Below are 15,904 nucleotides of genomic sequence, written 5' to 3'. Positions count from 1 at the left end.
CGCGCCTGATGGTCACTTCTTAAAAAAACGGATGATCTTTTGCCACAATGACGTTTTGGTTGCAGGGCGCGCCCACGAAGGGTTGAGCAAATCCCCCGGCAGCAGATAGGGACGATCATCATCATCGCGCAGGTGCGCATTCAGAGCTGTGGCAATCTCCAGCATCTTTTCGTAGAGCGGCTGCGTGGGCGATTTGCTGCAGATTTCTCCATCATTCCACTCCAGCCAGCAGGTTTCTTGCCCTTTCCAGATGGCGTGAAATTCGCCATTTCGCCGATCAAAAGCGAGCTCTTCATCATGATTCACCAGTTGAACCCACTCTTCGCTGCCGATCGGTTGCGTTTCGCTTTCCGTCCAACATTCCGCCCGGGTGATATGCATTTCCCAGCCCATCCGTTACGCCTTTTCCGTTGTTGAATTGTCAGATTATCGTGCCAGAAAATATCGCCTGAATCAGGGGGGAATGGCATGTAAAAAAAGAAGCCCCGATCGGGGCTTCTTTTGTGTGTCGCTGTTACCCGTGGCAATTAGCGCATGGTGACAAACTCTTCCGCTGCGGTCGGGTGAATTGCCACCGTGTTGTCGAAGTCTTTTTTGGTTGCGCCCATTTTCAGCGCCACCGCAAAGCCTTGCAGCATTTCGTCCATACCGGAGCCGATACCGTGAATACCGACAATTTTCTCCTCCGGGCCAACGCACACCAGCTTCATACGACACGGCTGGCGGTGAGTGGTCACCGCGGTATACATCGCGGTGAAGGAGGATTTGTAGATTTTCACCTGGTCATCGCCGTACTGCTCGCGGGCCTGCGGTTCGGTCAGGCCAACGGTGCCAATCGGCGGATGGCTGAACACCACGGTCGGGATGTTGCTGTAGTCCAGATGCTCATCCGGTTTGTTGTTAAACAGGCGTTCGGAGAGACGGCGACCGGCTGCCACGGCGACCGGCGTCAGTTCTACCGCGCCGGTGTTATCGCCCACCGCGTAAATGCCCGGCACGCTGGTGTTCTGGAATTTATCGACTTCGATATACCCTTTGTCGTTGGTTTTCACGCCGGTGACCGCAAGGTTGAAATTATCGGTTGCCGGTTCGCGGCCAATCGCCCAAATCAGGCTGTCCACGGTTTGTGAACGACCATCTTCCAGCGTCAGCGTCAGGCTGCCGTCGGCGTTTTTCACCACCTCTTTTGGCACGGCGTGCGTGTGCAGTGTTGGGCCTTCTGCCGCCATCACTTCAACCAGCGTTTCGGTAATTAACGGATCAAAGCTGCGCAGCGGCGCATGTTTACGCACAAACAGGTGTGTCTCCGCGCCCAGGCCGTTGATCACACCTGCCAGTTCCACGGCGATATAACCTGCGCCAACCACCGCCACACGTTTTGGCAGCGCGGGCAGGGCGAAGAAACCGTCGGAATCAATACCGTATTCCACGCCCGGAATGTTCGGGTGGCTTGGACGGCCACCGGTGGCAATCAGGATATGATCGGCAGTGATCGTTTCGCCGTTCACTTCCACGGTTTTGGCATCGACAAAGCGCGCGAAACCCCGGATCACATCGACATTATTTTTACCCAGCACGTTATCGTACGAGGTGTGAATGCGGTCGATATAGGCGCTACGGCTGGCAACCAGCTTGCTCCAGTCGAAGTGGTTCACGGTGGTGTCGAAGCCGTAATCCGGGCCGTACAGATGGATCGCTTCAGAAATCTGCGCCGCGTGCCACATCACTTTTTTGGGTACGCAACCGACGTTCACGCAGGTGCCGCCAAGTTCTTTTGCTTCGATCAGCGCGCATTTTTGACCGTACATAGCCGCACGGTTAATCGATGCGATACCGCCGCTGCCGCCGCCAATAGCGATGTAGTCGTAATGTTTGCTCATGGTTGTTTCCTTAATCCTGAACGAAGTCGAAAATATTCGCGATTGTAGCGCGCAGCCGAAAAGGTTCCACCAATGGCTGCGATTACTCCGGCACCACCTGGTGAATCAGCGTATGCCCGGTACCGGCTGGCACCAGTTTGCTGTGCAGCCATGGCAGCACATTGTTCATCTGCGCTTCGAGTTTCCACGGCGGGTTAATCACAATCATGCCGGAAGCCGTCATGCCGCGTTGGTCGCTGTCCGGGCGCACGCCAAGCTCAATTTGCAGAATGTTGCGAATGCCGGTGGCTTCCAGATCGCGCAGCATGCGTTTGATTTGCTGGCGCAGTACCACCGGATACCACAGCGCGTAAACGCCGGTAGCAAAGCGTTTGTGCCCATCGCTGATGCCGCTCACTACCGCCTGGTAGTCGGTTTTAATTTCGTAGGGCGGATCGATGAGGATCAAACCACGGCGCGAAACCGGCGGCAGCTTGGCTTTTAACTGCTGATAGCCGTCAGCGCGCTCGACGCGGGTACGGCTATCTTTCTGGAACTCCTGGCGCAGCAGCGGGTAGTCGCTCGGATGCAGTTCAGTCAGTTGCAGGCTGTCCTGCTCGCGCAGCAGTTCACGGGCAATCAGCGGTGAACCGGGGTAATAACGTAACTGCCCGCTACGGTTGAAATGGCGAACCACGTTCATGTAAGGCTCCAGCTCAGCCGGTAGATCATCCTGCTGCCAGATACGCGCAATGCCTTCCAGATATTCACCGGTGCGTTCTGCATGTTCACCGGAAAGCTGATAGCGCCCGGCACCTGCGTGGGTGTCGAGATAGAGAAACGGTTTCTCTTTTTCTTTCAGCGCTTCGATGATCAGGCTCTGAACGGTGTGTTTAAGGACGTCGGCATGGTTGCCTGCGTGGAAGCTGTGGCGATAACTGAGCATGGGTACTGAGATTCCGGAAAATAAACGAGATTTCGCACAGTTTACCGCAGATTGGCGCGGATTACCGTAGCCCGGGCCCGCTTGTTTCAGTGGGGCGTAAAAGGTTTCAAAACATAACGGTGTCATGAAAATGTCAAACTGCGGGGCTAGCGTCGCTTTCAGGCAAGGTAATTGTTTGAATAAAAGGATAAAAAATGAAAATCCGTCTTACGCTTTTAACCGCCGCGCTGCTGCTGGCTCACCAGGCGAGCGCGAAAGATATTTCCATCATGCAGGCGCGCGATATCGCGAATACCACGACGCCTGCGTCAGAAAGCCAGGCGTATGTCGCGCTGGAAGCGCAGTCGCTGGCGGGGTTGCGCCAGGCGTTGCAGGGAAGTGCCTCCTCGTTGACGCGCGATCAACTTGAGCACTCAGCCCAGCATCAACAAGCGGACAACGCGTGGCTAAAAGCCCGGAATTATGACTTCCAGGTCAAAGCCAGTCAGCAAGCCGGGATTGCACTGCTTTCCGCATTTAGTTCGCTCCCAAAAACGATACTCGACGCCAACCTGCAAACTGCCGAGGAAATTAACCTCAACGCGACAAAAGGTTTGCGCCACCAGGCACTGGCTGATGCCGAAGGCATCAACTATCTCTACTTTATTGCCGATGCGCTGGGACCAAAACTGGGTAAGGCGTTTCTCACCGCCTATGACAAAGGCGAGTTGGGTAAAGCTGCGGCGTTGATCAAAGCTACGGAGATCAGCACCGGCGCGGCGAAAAAGCACTTTGATTACAAACGTCCGTTCCTGATTGCTGGCAACACCATTCACCTGGTGGCGGACGATGTGGTTGTAAAAGACAATAAAGCCTACACCGCAGACGGAGGTTCTTTCCCGAGTGGTCACACCAATACGGGCTATACCGATTCGCTGCTGATGGCGGAAATGCTCCCCGAACGTTTTGACGCGCTGATAACGCGTGGTGCGCGCTACGGCTACTCGCGCGTGGTGTTAGGCGTGCATTACCCGCTGGATGTAATGGGGTCGCGCATGGTGGCGCAGCGCAATGTGGCGCATTACCTGAACGATGCGGCTTACCGTGCGATGTTTAACGAAGCCCGCGATCAGCTGCGTACTGCACTGGAAAAAGAGTGCGGTACGACACTGGCGCAATGTGCGCAGACCGCCGACAAAGACGACCCTTATCGTGACCCGGCAATGCGCGATTTCTACCGCTTTACAATGACCTACGATTTGCCACACCAGAAAGGGGCCGCGAAAGCGGTGACTGTACCGCAAGGTGCAGAAGTGCTGCTGGAAGCGGCGCTGCCGAATCTCTCTGCGAGCCAGCGCCGAGCATTGATGGTGAAAACGGCCTTACCGGCGGGTTACCCGCTTTCCGGCACGACAGATGAGCAAAATTTCTGGCAGCGTTTGAACTTGTCGGCCGCCTTCGAAATGGCGCACAAAACGCGCTGAGGTACCCTTATGATCACGCCCGGCTGGCGCAATGTCGCCGGGTTTTTTCTTCGCTGCTGCTTATTGCAGCGATACCCCGCTAAGCGCAACGTCCGGGATTGAAATCTCCTACACTTAACCCCATGCTAGAAAACATTGCCAGGCGCCTAAGCGCCTTATTCACCTCATTCCAAGGACTGCGCCTATGACCAACCCTTTATTGACGCCTTTCGTGCTGCCGCCGTTTTCTCAAATCCTTCCTGAACATGTCGTTCCCGCCGTGACCAAAGCGCTGGAAGATTGCCGGAACGCGGTGGAAAGCGTTGTCGCGCAGGGCGGCCCGTATACCTGGGCGAATCTTTGCCAGCCGCTGGCGGAAGTGGATGACCGTCTTGGCCGCCTGTTCTCGCCGGTCAGCCACCTGAACTCGGTGAAAAATAGTCCGGAGCTTCGCGAGGCTTACGAACAAACGCTGCCGCTGCTCTCGGAATACAGCACCTGGGTTGGACAGAACGAAGGGTTATACAACGCTTATCGCGATCTGCGCGACGGCGAACACTACGCTTCGCTGAGCGTCGCTGAGAAGAAATCAGTGGATAACGCACTGCGTGATTTCAAATTATCGGGCATCGGCTTGCCGAAAGAGAAACAGCAACGTTACGGCGAAATCGCCGCGCGTCTCTCTGAGCTCGGCAACATCTACAGCAACAACGTGCTGGATGCCACCATGGGCTGGAGCAAGCTCATCACCGATGAAGCGGAGCTGGCCGGTATGCCGGAAAGCGCGCTGGCGGCGGCGAAAGCACAAGCGGAAGCCAAAGAGCAGCAAGGCTGGTTGTTGACGCTGGATATCCCGAGTTATCTGCCGGTGATGACCTACTGCGATAATCAGGCGCTGCGTGAAGAGATGTATCGTGCTTACAGCACCCGTGCTTCCGATCAGGGTCCGAACGCCGGGAAATGGGACAACAGCCCGGTGATGGCGGAGATCCTCGCGCTGCGCCACGAGCTGGCGCAACTGCTGGGCTTTGAAAGCTACGCGTTCAAATCGCTGGCCACCAAAATGGCGGAAAATCCGTCGCAGGTGCTGGAGTTTTTAACCGATCTCGCCAAACGTGCGCGTCCGCAGGGTGAAAAAGAGCTGGCGCAGTTGCGCGCTTTCGCCAAAGCCGAGTTCGGCGTGGATGAGCTGCAACCATGGGATATCGGCTACTACAGCGAAAAACAAAAACAACACCTTTACAGCATCAGCGACGAACAACTGCGTCCGTACTTCCCGGAAGAGCGTGCGGTAAACGGCTTGTTCGAAGTGGTGAAACGCATTTATGGCATTACCGCCAAAGAGCGTAAAGATATCGACGTCTGGCACCCGGATGTGCGCTTCTTCGAGCTGTATGACGAGAGCAACGAGCTGCGCGGCAGCTTCTACCTCGATCTCTATGCTCGTGAAAACAAGCGCGGCGGCGCCTGGATGGACGACTGCGTGGGGCAGTTGCGCAGAGCCGATGGTTCGCTGCAAAAACCGGTGGCTTATCTCACCTGTAACTTTAACCGCCCGGTGAATGGCAAACCGGCGCTGTTTACCCATGATGAAGTGATCACCTTGTTCCACGAATTTGGTCATGGCCTGCACCATATGCTGACGCGAATTGAAACCGCCGGCGTGGCGGGTATCAGCGGTGTGCCGTGGGATGCGGTCGAGCTGCCGAGCCAGTTTATGGAAAACTGGTGCTGGGAGCCGGAAGCGCTGGCGTTTATCTCCGGTCATTACGAAACCGGCGAACCGCTGCCGCAGGAGCTGCTGGATAAAATGCTGGCAGCGAAAAACTACCAGGCGGCAATGTTTATTCTGCGCCAGCTGGAATTCGGCCTGTTCGATTTCCGCCTGCATGCAGAGTTCAGCCCGCAACAAGGGGCGAAAATCCTCGAAACGCTGGCAGAAATCAAACGCCAGGTCGCGGTGGTGCCAGGACCGTCGTGGGGGCGCTTCCCGCATGCGTTCAGCCATATTTTCGCCGGTGGTTACGCGGCGGGTTATTACAGCTACCTGTGGGCCGATGTGCTGGCGGCGGATGCGTTCTCCCGCTTCGAAGAAGAGGGGATTTTCAACCGTGAGACCGGGCAGTCGTTCCTCGATAACATCCTGACCCGTGGCGGTTCGGAAGAGCCAATGGATCTGTTCAAACGCTTCCGTGGCCGCGAGCCGCAAATTGATGCGATGCTTGAGCATTACGGTATCGAAGGCTAACGCAGTGAAAATCTGTTTGCTGGATGAAACAGGCGCCGGAGACGGCGCCTTATCTGTTCTTGCGGCCCGCTTTGGGCTGGAGCAGGACAACGACAACCTGATGGCGCTGGTGCTCACGCCGACGCATCTGGAGCTACGCAAGCGTGACGAACCGAAGCTCGGCGGGATTTTTGTCGATTTTGTCGCTGGCGGCATGGCCCACCGGCGTAAGTTCGGCGGCGGGCGCGGTGAAGCGGTGGCAAAAGCGGTCGGTATCAAAGGCAGTTATCTGCCGGAGGTGGTGGATGCGACCGCAGGGCTGGGGCGCGATGCGTTTGTGCTGGCGTCAGTGGGCTGCCGGGTGCGGATGCTGGAGCGTAATCCGGTTGTCGCCGCGTTGCTGGAAAATGGTCTTAATCGCGGCTATGCCGATGCAGAGATTGGCCCGTGGCTGCGTGAACGGTTGCAGCTGATTCACGCCTCAAGCCTGACCGGTCTTGCGGATATTAAGCCGCGCCCGCAGGTGGTTTATCTCGACCCGATGTTCCCGCATAAGCAGAAAAGCGCGCTGGTGAAAAAGGAGATGCGGGTGTTTCAGTCGTTGGTTGGCCCGGATCTGGATGCCGATGGTTTACTGGAGCCTGCGCGTCAGCTCGCGATTAAACGCGTGGTGGTAAAACGCCCGGATTACGCGCCGCCGCTGGCGGGGATCGCGACCCAATCGGCTGTCGTCACGAAGAGTCATCGCTTCGATATCTACCCCGGTTCCGGAGAGTAAACATCCGGGTGGCGTGGGTTGCTTCCTGTAAGCGTGAACCAAAAACCGGCCCCATCGATGAGTTTAAAATCCCTCGACAACGCGGAGCCAAAACCTGTTGATGGCTACGCTCAGCGCATGGGTTTTGCCGTGAGCAATAAAAAGCCCGGCCGCATTGTGCGGGCCGGGCGGTATTTAGCCTAACGTTACGCCGTTAGCGAAACATCAATCTTCTTCTTCATCCCGCAGGGGAACAATCAGCATATCGACGTGCACGGTGTTAATAAGCTGACGCGCGGAAGACATCAGTTTGCTCCAGAAATCCTGATGGTGGCCGCACACCACCAGATCCATATCGTATTTCTTAATCGCATCTACCAGTACTTGCCCCAGATCGCCGCTGCCGCTCAGGGTTTCAGTGATCGGGTAGCCCGCGTTGGTGGAGAGCTCTGTCAGCGCCTGATGTGTTTCGTCGGAGATACGTTTTTGCATATCGCCGAGGTTAACGTCGATAAGCCCTGTATAAAGATCGGAATAGTTCACATCGACATGAATCAGGGAAACTTTCGCGTTGTAGGGGCGCGCCATGGATACTGCTTTCGCAAGCAGTACTTTGCTTTCGGGAGCGAGATCAACTGCGACGAGAATATGTTTGTAAGCCATAGTGTTACTCCTTCCATAAGTTGTCGATGACCATCGGGGTTAAAACCCCCTGATGCTGTTGCACTGCGCCCGCATCCTGCGTTTCACGTGAGCGTAGCGCCCGGCCTTAAAGATCTCTTTGAGAAGATATTTGTACCTTATAACGCTCTTTTAGCACCGTCAATCAACCTGGATCACGATTCACTTAAGCAATATTTACAGCCAGATGCATTGATGATGCTGACGCTTGTGGCAAAAAAATAAACTGATCTCCTACACTATAAATAAACCGTACGGAAAACAGACGGTGTCCCCCAGTTGCCTGGCGCATGGAAGCGAAGCCAATTGCGGGACACCGCCTGTGTTGTCATCCCGTTCGGCGTTTGGTAATACTCTTCGTTGTTTGGCTTGGTTGGGTATCCGGGAGCGAGGGTCCAGGAGCGAATCTCTGTGGGCGGTCGCCGGGGAGGGGATATGGTAATCAGCACTGTTGCGCTGTTTTGGGCTTTGTGTGTCGTATGTGTGGTTAACATGGCGCGTTATTACTCATCGCTGCGCGCGCTGTTAGTGGTACTTCGCGGGTGCGACCCTCTACTTTATCAATACGTGGACGGTGGCGGCTTTTTCACTTCCCACGGTCAACCGAGCAAACAGATGCGGCTGGTGTGGTATATCTATGCCCAGCGTTATCGCGACCATCATGATGATGAATTTATTCGCCGCTGTGAACGTGTACGCCGTCTGTTCATTTTAACCAGTTCGCTCTGCGGTCTGGTGGTGGTGAGCCTGATTGCACTGCTGATTTGGCACTGAATTGAAACCATAAAAAAACGGGCCAGCAAGCTGGCCCGTTTTTGTCGCGCGCGAAACGCGTTAAATCAGATGCAGCGCCAGCCAGTACAGCACGCCGGACAGAATAATCGATGCTGGCAGGGTGAAGACCCAGGCCATCAGAATATTGGTCACGGTTTTACGCTGCAGGCCACCGCCGTCGACGATCATTGTCCCGGCAACAGAAGAAGACAGCACGTGCGTAGTGGAAACCGGCATCCCGGTGTAACTCGCCAGACCAATAGAAACGGCGGCTGTCATCTGCGCGGACATGCCCTGCGCATACGTCATGCCTTTCTTACCGATCTTCTCGCCGATCGTTGTCGCCACGCGACGCCAGCCGATCATCGTACCCAGACCTAACGCCAGCGCGACGGCCATGATTATCCAGATTGGCGCGTACTCGATGGTGCTCAGCATATCGCCTTTCAGCTTCTTCAGCAGACGCTGATCGTCAGCGCTGACTTCCGGCTGCTTCGCCACCTGGTCGGTGATATCAGACAGGCAGAGCATAATGCGACGCAACTGGCTGCGTTGTTCCACCGGCAGTTTGTCGTAGCTTTCAACGTTGGTCAGCATCGTTTTCGCGCGATCCAGCGCCATAATGGCGCGGCCCGGATGGCAGTGGAACTCACCCGGTTGGGTGGCCACTTCTTCCGGCGTTGGGATGAGCGGATCGATACCGGTCACTTTTTGCAGCAGCGCCGGATGTTGCTGGAAATACGTTTCCACGTTGTTGACGGCATCACGCGTACGAGTGATGTCGTAACCAGAGGCATTCATATTGACCACGAAGCCCGCAGGCGCAACGCCAATTAGCACCAGCATGATCAAGCCGATACCTTTCTGACCGTCATTCGCACCATGCGAGAAACTCACGCCAATCGCGGAGAGGATCAGCGCGATGCGCGTCCAGAACGGCGGCTTTTTCTTGCCGTCGATTTTCTCGCGTTCAGCAGGGGTCATATGGATACGCGCACGTTTTTTCGTGTTGCTCCAGTAACGACGCAGGATAAACACCAAACCGCCAGCGAAGACCAGGCCTACGATCGGTGAAACGATCAGCGAAGCGAAGATATTCAGCACTTTCGGGATGTTTAACGCGTCCACCACCGAGGTGCCGGTCATCAACGCATTGGTTAAACCAATACCGATAATCGCGCCAATCAGGGTGTGGGAGCTGGAAGCCGGCAGGCCCAAATACCAGGTGCCCAGGTTCCAGATAATAGCGGCCAGCAGCATGGAAAAGACCATCGCCAGACCATGCGCAGAGCTGACATTCAACAGCAGATCGGTGGGCAACATATGCACAATCGCATACGCGACGCTCAACCCACCCAGCAAAACGCCGAAGAAGTTAAACACCGCTGCCATCACGACCGCCAGCTGAGAACGCATAGCGCGTGTATAAATGACTGTTGCTACGGCGTTCGCTGTGTCATGGAAGCCGTTAATGGCTTCATAAAACAGAACAAAAACCAGAGCAAGCAAGAGTAACAGCCCGGTATGAAGATCCAGGCCGGCAAACAAATGTACCATAGGTCGTTAAGCCATTTTGAGGACATGAACGCGGCGCATTATCAGGGACATTGGCAGCGTCGGCAAAGTGAATTATGTATTTTTTTTGACATTATTTCTTAAATTAAACTGCGATTTTAAAATTAATTTATATTTTTCAATACCCTGTTACCTTTCGCGCGTATTCACGCTGGTGCGACCAGCATGAACTCTTTACAATCCGCCACGATTTATTAATGAGGGTGCAGTTGTGGAAAAGTTTGATGCCATTGTTATCGGCGCCGGTGCGGCGGGCATGTTCTGTGCGGCGCTGGCCGGGCAGGCGGGTCGTCGGGTGTTATTGCTGGATAATGGCAAAAAACCTGGCCGCAAGATTTTGATGTCCGGCGGTGGACGCTGCAACTTTACTAACCTTTATGTCGAACCTGCGGCATATTTGAGCCAGAACCCGCATTTTTGCAAATCTGCACTGGCGCGCTACACCCAGTGGGACTTTATCGAGCTGGTCGGTAAATACGGCATCTCCTGGCATGAAAAGACGCTGGGTCAGCTTTTTTGCGATGATTCGGCGCAGCAAATTGTCGATCTGCTGGTGGCCGAATGCGAAAAGGGCAACGTTATCCAGCGCCTGCGAACGGAAGTGCTTAGCGTTGAGCGCAACGACGATGGCTATACCTTGCAACTCAACGGCGACAGCGTGCAGGCGAAAAATCTGGTCATTGCGTCCGGCGGTTTGTCGATGCCAGGGCTGGGTGCCTCGCCGTTTGGTTATAAAATCGCCGAGCAGTTCGGTTTAAAGGTGCTGCCAACGCGCGCCGGATTAGTGCCGTTTACCCTGCATAAACCGCTGCTGGAGCAGATGCAGACGCTTTCCGGCGTTTCGGTGCCATCGGTGATCACCGCTGAGGATGGTACGGTTTTTCGCGAAAACTTGCTGTTCACCCATCGGGGATTATCCGGTCCGGCCATTTTGCAAATTTCCAGCTACTGGCAACCCGGTGAATTTGTCAGCATCAACTTACTCCCCGATGTCGATCTGGACGGCTTCCTCAATCAGCAACGCGATGCGCACCCGAATCAGAGCCTGAAAAATACGCTGGCGATGCAGTTGCCAAAACGGCTGGTGGAGTGTCTGCAACAGACGGGGCAGATCCCGGATGTCACATTGAAGCAGCTCAATAGCCGCGAGCAGGAGAATCTGCTTGCGCTGCTGACGAACTGGCGCGTGCAGCCGAATGGCACCGAAGGTTATCGCACCGCGGAAGTGACGCTTGGCGGCGTCGATACCCATGAGTTGTCTTCCCGCACCATGGAAGCCCGCAATGTGCCGGGGCTGTACTTTATTGGTGAAGTGATGGATGTCACCGGTTGGCTTGGCGGGTACAACTTCCAGTGGGCGTGGTCGAGCGCCTGGGCCTGCGCGCAAGCCTTAGCGGCGAAGCCCTCTGCCTGAGCCCGCGTTGCGCTGAATAAAAAAGCCCTGTCCGGGCTTTTTTATCGCCGGTGAAACGCTAACGTCTCTTTTGTTACAGCGGCACACCTGAGCCAGTGGAGACGAGGGCGCTTTCAGGAAAGGTGTGGTGCTTGCTGAGACTGTATTTGTCCACGGTTTCGAACATCTCAGCGAAAAGCGCATCATCTTTCTTCGCCCAGAAGGTATCCAAATCATCTCCGCCCCATATCTCGTGGGTATGGCATACAAATTCAAGCAAACCATTCTCATGCGGCGTGAAATCGATACGTTTAGCGCTATTTGCCGCAATAATGTGTTGATAAAAAAGCACGATCTTACAGTCGCAACCTTGCGTGTTGTACAACGACAGGAATTCGTTGAGATGTTCCCGTAAAAGAGAAAGATCGGAATGCTCGGTGATTCGGTGATGATAGAGAAACACAAAATCTTTTTTGCCCCGATATTGTAGCTGGCGGGAAATGCGGCGTTGAAATGCGCGGCTGTCTTCTTTAATTCTTAACGGGTCATGATGGGTGAATTCAAAACCCAGCATATGCCTTTCGCTGTAATGCCCCACACATTTTTCATAAAACGTCGAGCGCACAACAGCATGCTCGCCATCCGGGAAATGTTGTAAATGCTCTTTTTCCAGTAAATGGCGATAATCGTCTTTTTCCATTTGCAGAATATATTCAATATTCGAACGCCCGGAGGAAAAAACCGAGCTGAAGGATTTTCGGTTATGTCGGCGGAGAATATCATCAGGAAGGCAATTCTCACCCAATGAAACCCAAAGTACTTGCGAAGTGAAATTATTGCGATATTTCCATTTCTTATGCAGGTTACGCATCGTTCTTTTCAGCGATTTGAGGTTATCTCGCACGCGTTGTTTAATGGCTTCGCCTTTCATCAGGGGCACCTCATGTTGTTATTACACCATTCCAAATAAAGCGATGAGTCACCTTATCGCTGCTGATTTTTATCTATTTCGCTGCCTTTTAATGTATGCGCAGAGAGAAGATAACTTCTTGTTATATTTAGTGTTGACTGGTGCAGATTTGCTATTCTGCGTAAGTGTTGTGAAATAAAGAAATTCGCTTTACTGACAGTGGTCAGTAAATTACGGGCATATGAGTGACAACCGCGATTACGTGTGTTTTGCGGGTATTTAAAATAAGAAACGTTGTTGATGGCCAGGTGATAATTATTTCTTCTGGAACCTAAAAAATTATGCCAGCCATAATAATAGAGTTAGGTCATATACATGATATATCCTAAGTTAAGCTCTTCATTAAGAAATTCCTCACGGCGCAATGCATTAGCGCCATGAACAGGAGATGAATTTGATATAAAGACTCACACGCCGTTACATATTTTACACTTTGTCTTGTCTTAACCCCTCATCAGGAAAATCCCAAAATAGCCCGCCCGACTTGATGCAGGTCGCGGAATGAAAATAAAGCCGCGTCAATTTTTCATCGAGCAGACTGTTTTTACGCCTTTAATGTTTATCGCCATCTGCCGATAACGTCAGTACGCCCTTTGTTGCGCAAAGACTGAAAATACTTCTGACAAGGAATGAGAATGAAAACCGGCATGTTACTTCTGCCTGCACTACTGGCCGCCGCGATGAGTGCGCAATCTGCTGATTACCCTGAAATACAGGGAAAAAAAATCATCAGCAACACCGTAAACCCATTATTGATGATGCGCGTGAATGACCGCATTTCCGCCCTCAACCAGCTCGTTTTCAGCGACGGGCAACACATTAATCGCTGGGATGGTTTTGATTGCACCACCAACAAAGCGGTAAAGCTGTACTGGGAAATGCTGGATGATAAAGAGGAGGTGATTCGCCGCTTCTACGGCGACAGCTACGACCGCTACGCGGAGCCAAAGCCCCAAAGCGCGCTGGATGATATTGCTAAAAATCTTTGCCAGTCTCCCCGGCTGAAAAACCCGGAGTGGGTTTATATCGAGAAAAAGTCGAAATACGACACGCCAATCCTGCTGGATACGGCCTCTGTATTGCGGGTTAATGAGTTGCTGATCGCTAAAATTGGTTTTGAATACAGCGAGATCACGTTCGATCCGCCGTATGACGCGCCCTACGATTTGAAACTTGAAATACATGCCTATGATTGCCAAACCCAGCATGACAAGGTCATGGCCGGTCTGGATATCACGCCAGAAGGTTATGTCTCGGACAGCCTGACCGGTAAACCGGCAGAGCGCCGCGCGGACACATTTGTCAACACACCGGCCACCGACGCTGCGTTCAAACAGCTTTGCGCCATGAGCACGCCGACTGCGTTTAAAGGGGAAGGGGTGTACGTTCCGTCAACGAAGAAAAAGAGCGTATCCACCCTCCTTGGCCCGATGCTGCCGGATTTCACCAATAATGCACCGCAGTGGATGGCCCAGTTCCCGCTTCCGGCCGATCTCGAAAAACAGGCGGTACAAATTGTGAACCCGTGGGCTACGCCGCGCTTTAAAAAGCTGACATGGGACATGCAATGGGGTGACAACGAGGTGGTTCCCATGCAACTGGATGTGCAACCCAACGGGTTAATGCTGTTGCTGGAAAACTACAAAATGTTCAAAGCGCAGCGCCTGACGCTCGGTAATCTTGGGCAGTTCAAAGGCGGCACCAGCATGAGTTATGCGCCAACGGTGGTTAAGCAATTACAGACCAACCTGCGTTTTCCGTTGCATCAGGGGCAGACATTTACGTTTGATACCGTTTCGTCGAAATCAAACAAAGACGATAAGAACACGGTGATTAATCGCCGGTGCGAAGTGACCGGCAGTGATGACGCGCGCCAGATCAGCAGTGCGTTCAGCGGGCGTTACTGGAAAGTCTCCTGTGAAACGCAAAGCGACAGCGGCACGATAAAAGAGACGCGGGCCTGGCTGTCAGATTTGAATGTCTTTATACCGTTAACCGAGTGGGAAAAAGGCAAAGAGGTACCGGTGAAAATGACCAATGTTGCGGTAACACGCTAATTAAACGTAAACCTGAGCCGGCTGGCTCAGGTACAACCGTTAGTCAGACCGTCTGGCGGCAATGCAGAATACGCAGAAGCGTTATCCTCAAGTGCCATGCGTTGAAACAGGAATCAACGCATGGCGCTATCAGTAGCGGCGGAAGGAAGAGAGTTTATGCAACTGGCGACCACGACCGTCAAAGTTATCCTCGTTCAGCCAGCCGTTCATCATTGAGGAGAGCCCCGGCCATTCGCGCACGGTAATTGAAAACACCGTAATATCGCTCAGCCGTCCTTTACGGATTTTTTTCTCGCGCAAAACCCCTTCTTTCACAAAACCAATGCGTTCCGCCGAATGGATGGCGTCCGCGTTATAACTGCCGGTGCGCCATTCACATCTGCGGTACTTCAACTGGTCGAAAAAATAAGACAAAACAAGATAAAGACTTTCGGTACTCATGCGGGTTCTTTTCATTAACGGCGTCCAGTTAACGTCGCCAATATCGAAAGAACCATTTTCCTGATCGAATTTCCCGGTATAGAAAATGCCTTTTATTTGCTTATCAGCTTTATCTTGTACCGCGAAATAGATTCTGTCAGGGCGTGAAGCGAGATTTCTGAGATAGGCATAACATGCGGTCATATCTTTCGGCCGGGGATCTTCAAGATAAGTCCAGTCCCGGTCATCATCAATACTTTGCCATTCCGGAAAGAGATCTTCCGCGTGATCCACGACAAGCGGTACAACGTCGCAGTAACGGCCTTTAAGCGAAATTTTTTCTGGCAGCGGGCGTTTTGTCCAGTCCTGGATTTCCTGACCAATGCGCTGTCCATACTGATTAAAAAATTCCATTATCCCCTCCTGATTATTACGAATTTAATCCTGCTTAACTCTTATTAAATGGGTGTTAAATGGCAATGACGTAAAGAGCTATATTTTATCGGCATATAATTATGAGACTTTATATAATCACGCAAATAATATAACGGCGGGTGTTTTAAAAACTTATACTGCTTTTCATCAGGCGTGTCTGCGCTTTCGCGTGAAAGTGGGAGAATAATCGCGAAACAGGTATTGCGTAATTTAACTTAGCGCTTTTGAATAACACGGTCGCAACAGCACCATAGCAATTTAACGGCATAAGATTTGGCCTAAGCGTCATTTTTTCGCGATTATTCAGCGTCTGCTTTTGAAAAAATGACTCTTTTTTTAGTAGGTTAATCGCGGATTAGGATAATTCC

At 53.0% G+C, this 15,904-nt stretch carries 14 protein-coding genes; 7 read left to right on the top strand and 7 right to left on the bottom strand.

Features of this window, described 5'->3' with window-relative positions; translation table 11 throughout:
• Positions 1-12 precede the first annotated feature (12 nt).
• The 3 genes from IP581_RS22010 to IP581_RS22000 form a co-directional block, all read right to left on the bottom strand.
• Positions 13-393, bottom strand: a complete 381-nt coding sequence (locus IP581_RS22010; RefSeq protein ID WP_193821357.1) for a hypothetical protein — start codon at positions 391-393, stop codon at positions 13-15.
• 134 nt (positions 394-527) lie between these two features.
• A complete protein-coding gene (gene gorA, locus IP581_RS22005) occupies positions 528-1,880 on the bottom strand; it encodes a glutathione-disulfide reductase (RefSeq protein WP_020455643.1) in 1,353 nt (450 codons plus the stop codon).
• An 82-nt stretch (positions 1,881-1,962) separates the two neighbouring features.
• Complete coding sequence (locus IP581_RS22000; protein ID WP_086872624.1) at positions 1,963-2,805, bottom strand: 23S rRNA (adenine(2030)-N(6))-methyltransferase RlmJ; 843 nt, start codon at positions 2,803-2,805, stop codon at positions 1,963-1,965.
• 194 nt (positions 2,806-2,999) lie between these two features.
• Here IP581_RS22000 and IP581_RS21995 point away from each other — a divergent pair, with 194 nt between their 5' ends.
• The 4 genes from IP581_RS21995 (at position 3,000) to IP581_RS24015 (ending at position 7,435) form a co-directional block, all read left to right on the top strand.
• Positions 3,000-4,268 carry an acid phosphatase gene (locus IP581_RS21995; RefSeq protein WP_193821356.1) on the top strand — a complete coding sequence of 423 codons (1,269 nt, stop codon included), beginning with the start codon at positions 3,000-3,002 and terminating at the stop codon, positions 4,266-4,268.
• A 184-nt stretch (positions 4,269-4,452) separates the two neighbouring features.
• Entirely contained in the window at positions 4,453-6,495 is a 2,043-nt protein-coding gene (gene prlC / locus IP581_RS21990) for an oligopeptidase A (RefSeq protein WP_086872595.1), read from the top strand.
• 4 nt (positions 6,496-6,499) lie between these two features.
• Positions 6,500-7,252 carry a 16S rRNA (guanine(1516)-N(2))-methyltransferase RsmJ gene (gene rsmJ, locus IP581_RS21985; RefSeq protein WP_193821355.1) on the top strand — a complete coding sequence of 251 codons (753 nt, stop codon included), beginning with the start codon at positions 6,500-6,502 and terminating at the stop codon, positions 7,250-7,252.
• Between the two features lie 57 nt (positions 7,253-7,309).
• Positions 7,310-7,435, top strand: a complete 126-nt coding sequence (locus IP581_RS24015) for a hypothetical protein (RefSeq protein ID WP_265579991.1) — start codon at positions 7,310-7,312, stop codon at positions 7,433-7,435.
• A 21-nt stretch (positions 7,436-7,456) separates the two neighbouring features.
• Here the strand turns inward: IP581_RS24015 and uspA are convergent, their stop codons facing one another.
• Positions 7,457-7,894, bottom strand: coding sequence for a universal stress protein UspA (gene uspA / locus IP581_RS21980; RefSeq protein WP_097399880.1), 438 nt, complete (start codon positions 7,892-7,894; stop codon positions 7,457-7,459).
• A gap of 453 nt (positions 7,895-8,347) precedes the next feature.
• Between uspA and uspB the strand changes: the two genes are divergently transcribed.
• Positions 8,348-8,686 carry a universal stress protein UspB gene (gene uspB, locus IP581_RS21975; RefSeq protein ID WP_017458289.1) on the top strand — a complete coding sequence of 113 codons (339 nt, stop codon included), beginning with the start codon at positions 8,348-8,350 and terminating at the stop codon, positions 8,684-8,686.
• A 60-nt stretch (positions 8,687-8,746) separates the two neighbouring features.
• Here uspB and pitA read toward each other — a convergent pair whose 3' ends face one another.
• The gene (gene pitA / locus IP581_RS21970) at positions 8,747-10,243 is read right to left on the bottom strand and encodes an inorganic phosphate transporter PitA (protein ID WP_020455636.1); all 1,497 of its coding nucleotides are present in this window, start codon (positions 10,241-10,243) and stop codon (positions 8,747-8,749) included.
• 229 nt (positions 10,244-10,472) lie between these two features.
• Between pitA and IP581_RS21965 the strand changes: the two genes are divergently transcribed.
• Positions 10,473-11,675 (top strand): BaiN/RdsA family NAD(P)/FAD-dependent oxidoreductase, encoded by a 1,203-nt coding sequence (locus IP581_RS21965; RefSeq protein WP_193821354.1) that lies wholly within the window; start codon positions 10,473-10,475, stop codon positions 11,673-11,675.
• A 73-nt stretch (positions 11,676-11,748) separates the two neighbouring features.
• Here the strand turns inward: IP581_RS21965 and IP581_RS21960 are convergent, their stop codons facing one another.
• The gene (locus IP581_RS21960; RefSeq protein ID WP_193821353.1) at positions 11,749-12,585 is read right to left on the bottom strand and encodes a DUF1796 family putative cysteine peptidase; all 837 of its coding nucleotides are present in this window, start codon (positions 12,583-12,585) and stop codon (positions 11,749-11,751) included.
• A 674-nt stretch (positions 12,586-13,259) separates the two neighbouring features.
• On the opposite strand from IP581_RS21960, the gene IP581_RS21955 reads away from it, so the two are divergent.
• Entirely contained in the window at positions 13,260-14,681 is a 1,422-nt protein-coding gene (locus tag IP581_RS21955) for a hypothetical protein (RefSeq protein WP_193821352.1), read from the top strand.
• A gap of 129 nt (positions 14,682-14,810) precedes the next feature.
• Here IP581_RS21955 and IP581_RS21950 read toward each other — a convergent pair whose 3' ends face one another.
• Positions 14,811-15,515, bottom strand: coding sequence for a GNAT family N-acetyltransferase (locus IP581_RS21950; RefSeq protein WP_086872841.1), 705 nt, complete (start codon positions 15,513-15,515; stop codon positions 14,811-14,813).
• Between the last annotated feature and the right edge of the window lie 389 nt (positions 15,516-15,904).

Origin of the sequence: Kosakonia pseudosacchari (assembly GCF_015167415.1) — a bacterium.
GTDB classification, from domain to species: domain Bacteria; phylum Pseudomonadota; class Gammaproteobacteria; order Enterobacterales; family Enterobacteriaceae; genus Kosakonia; species Kosakonia pseudosacchari.
Note: the sequence above shows the minus strand (reverse complement) of the source record. Positions and strands in the feature narration are given on the sequence as shown.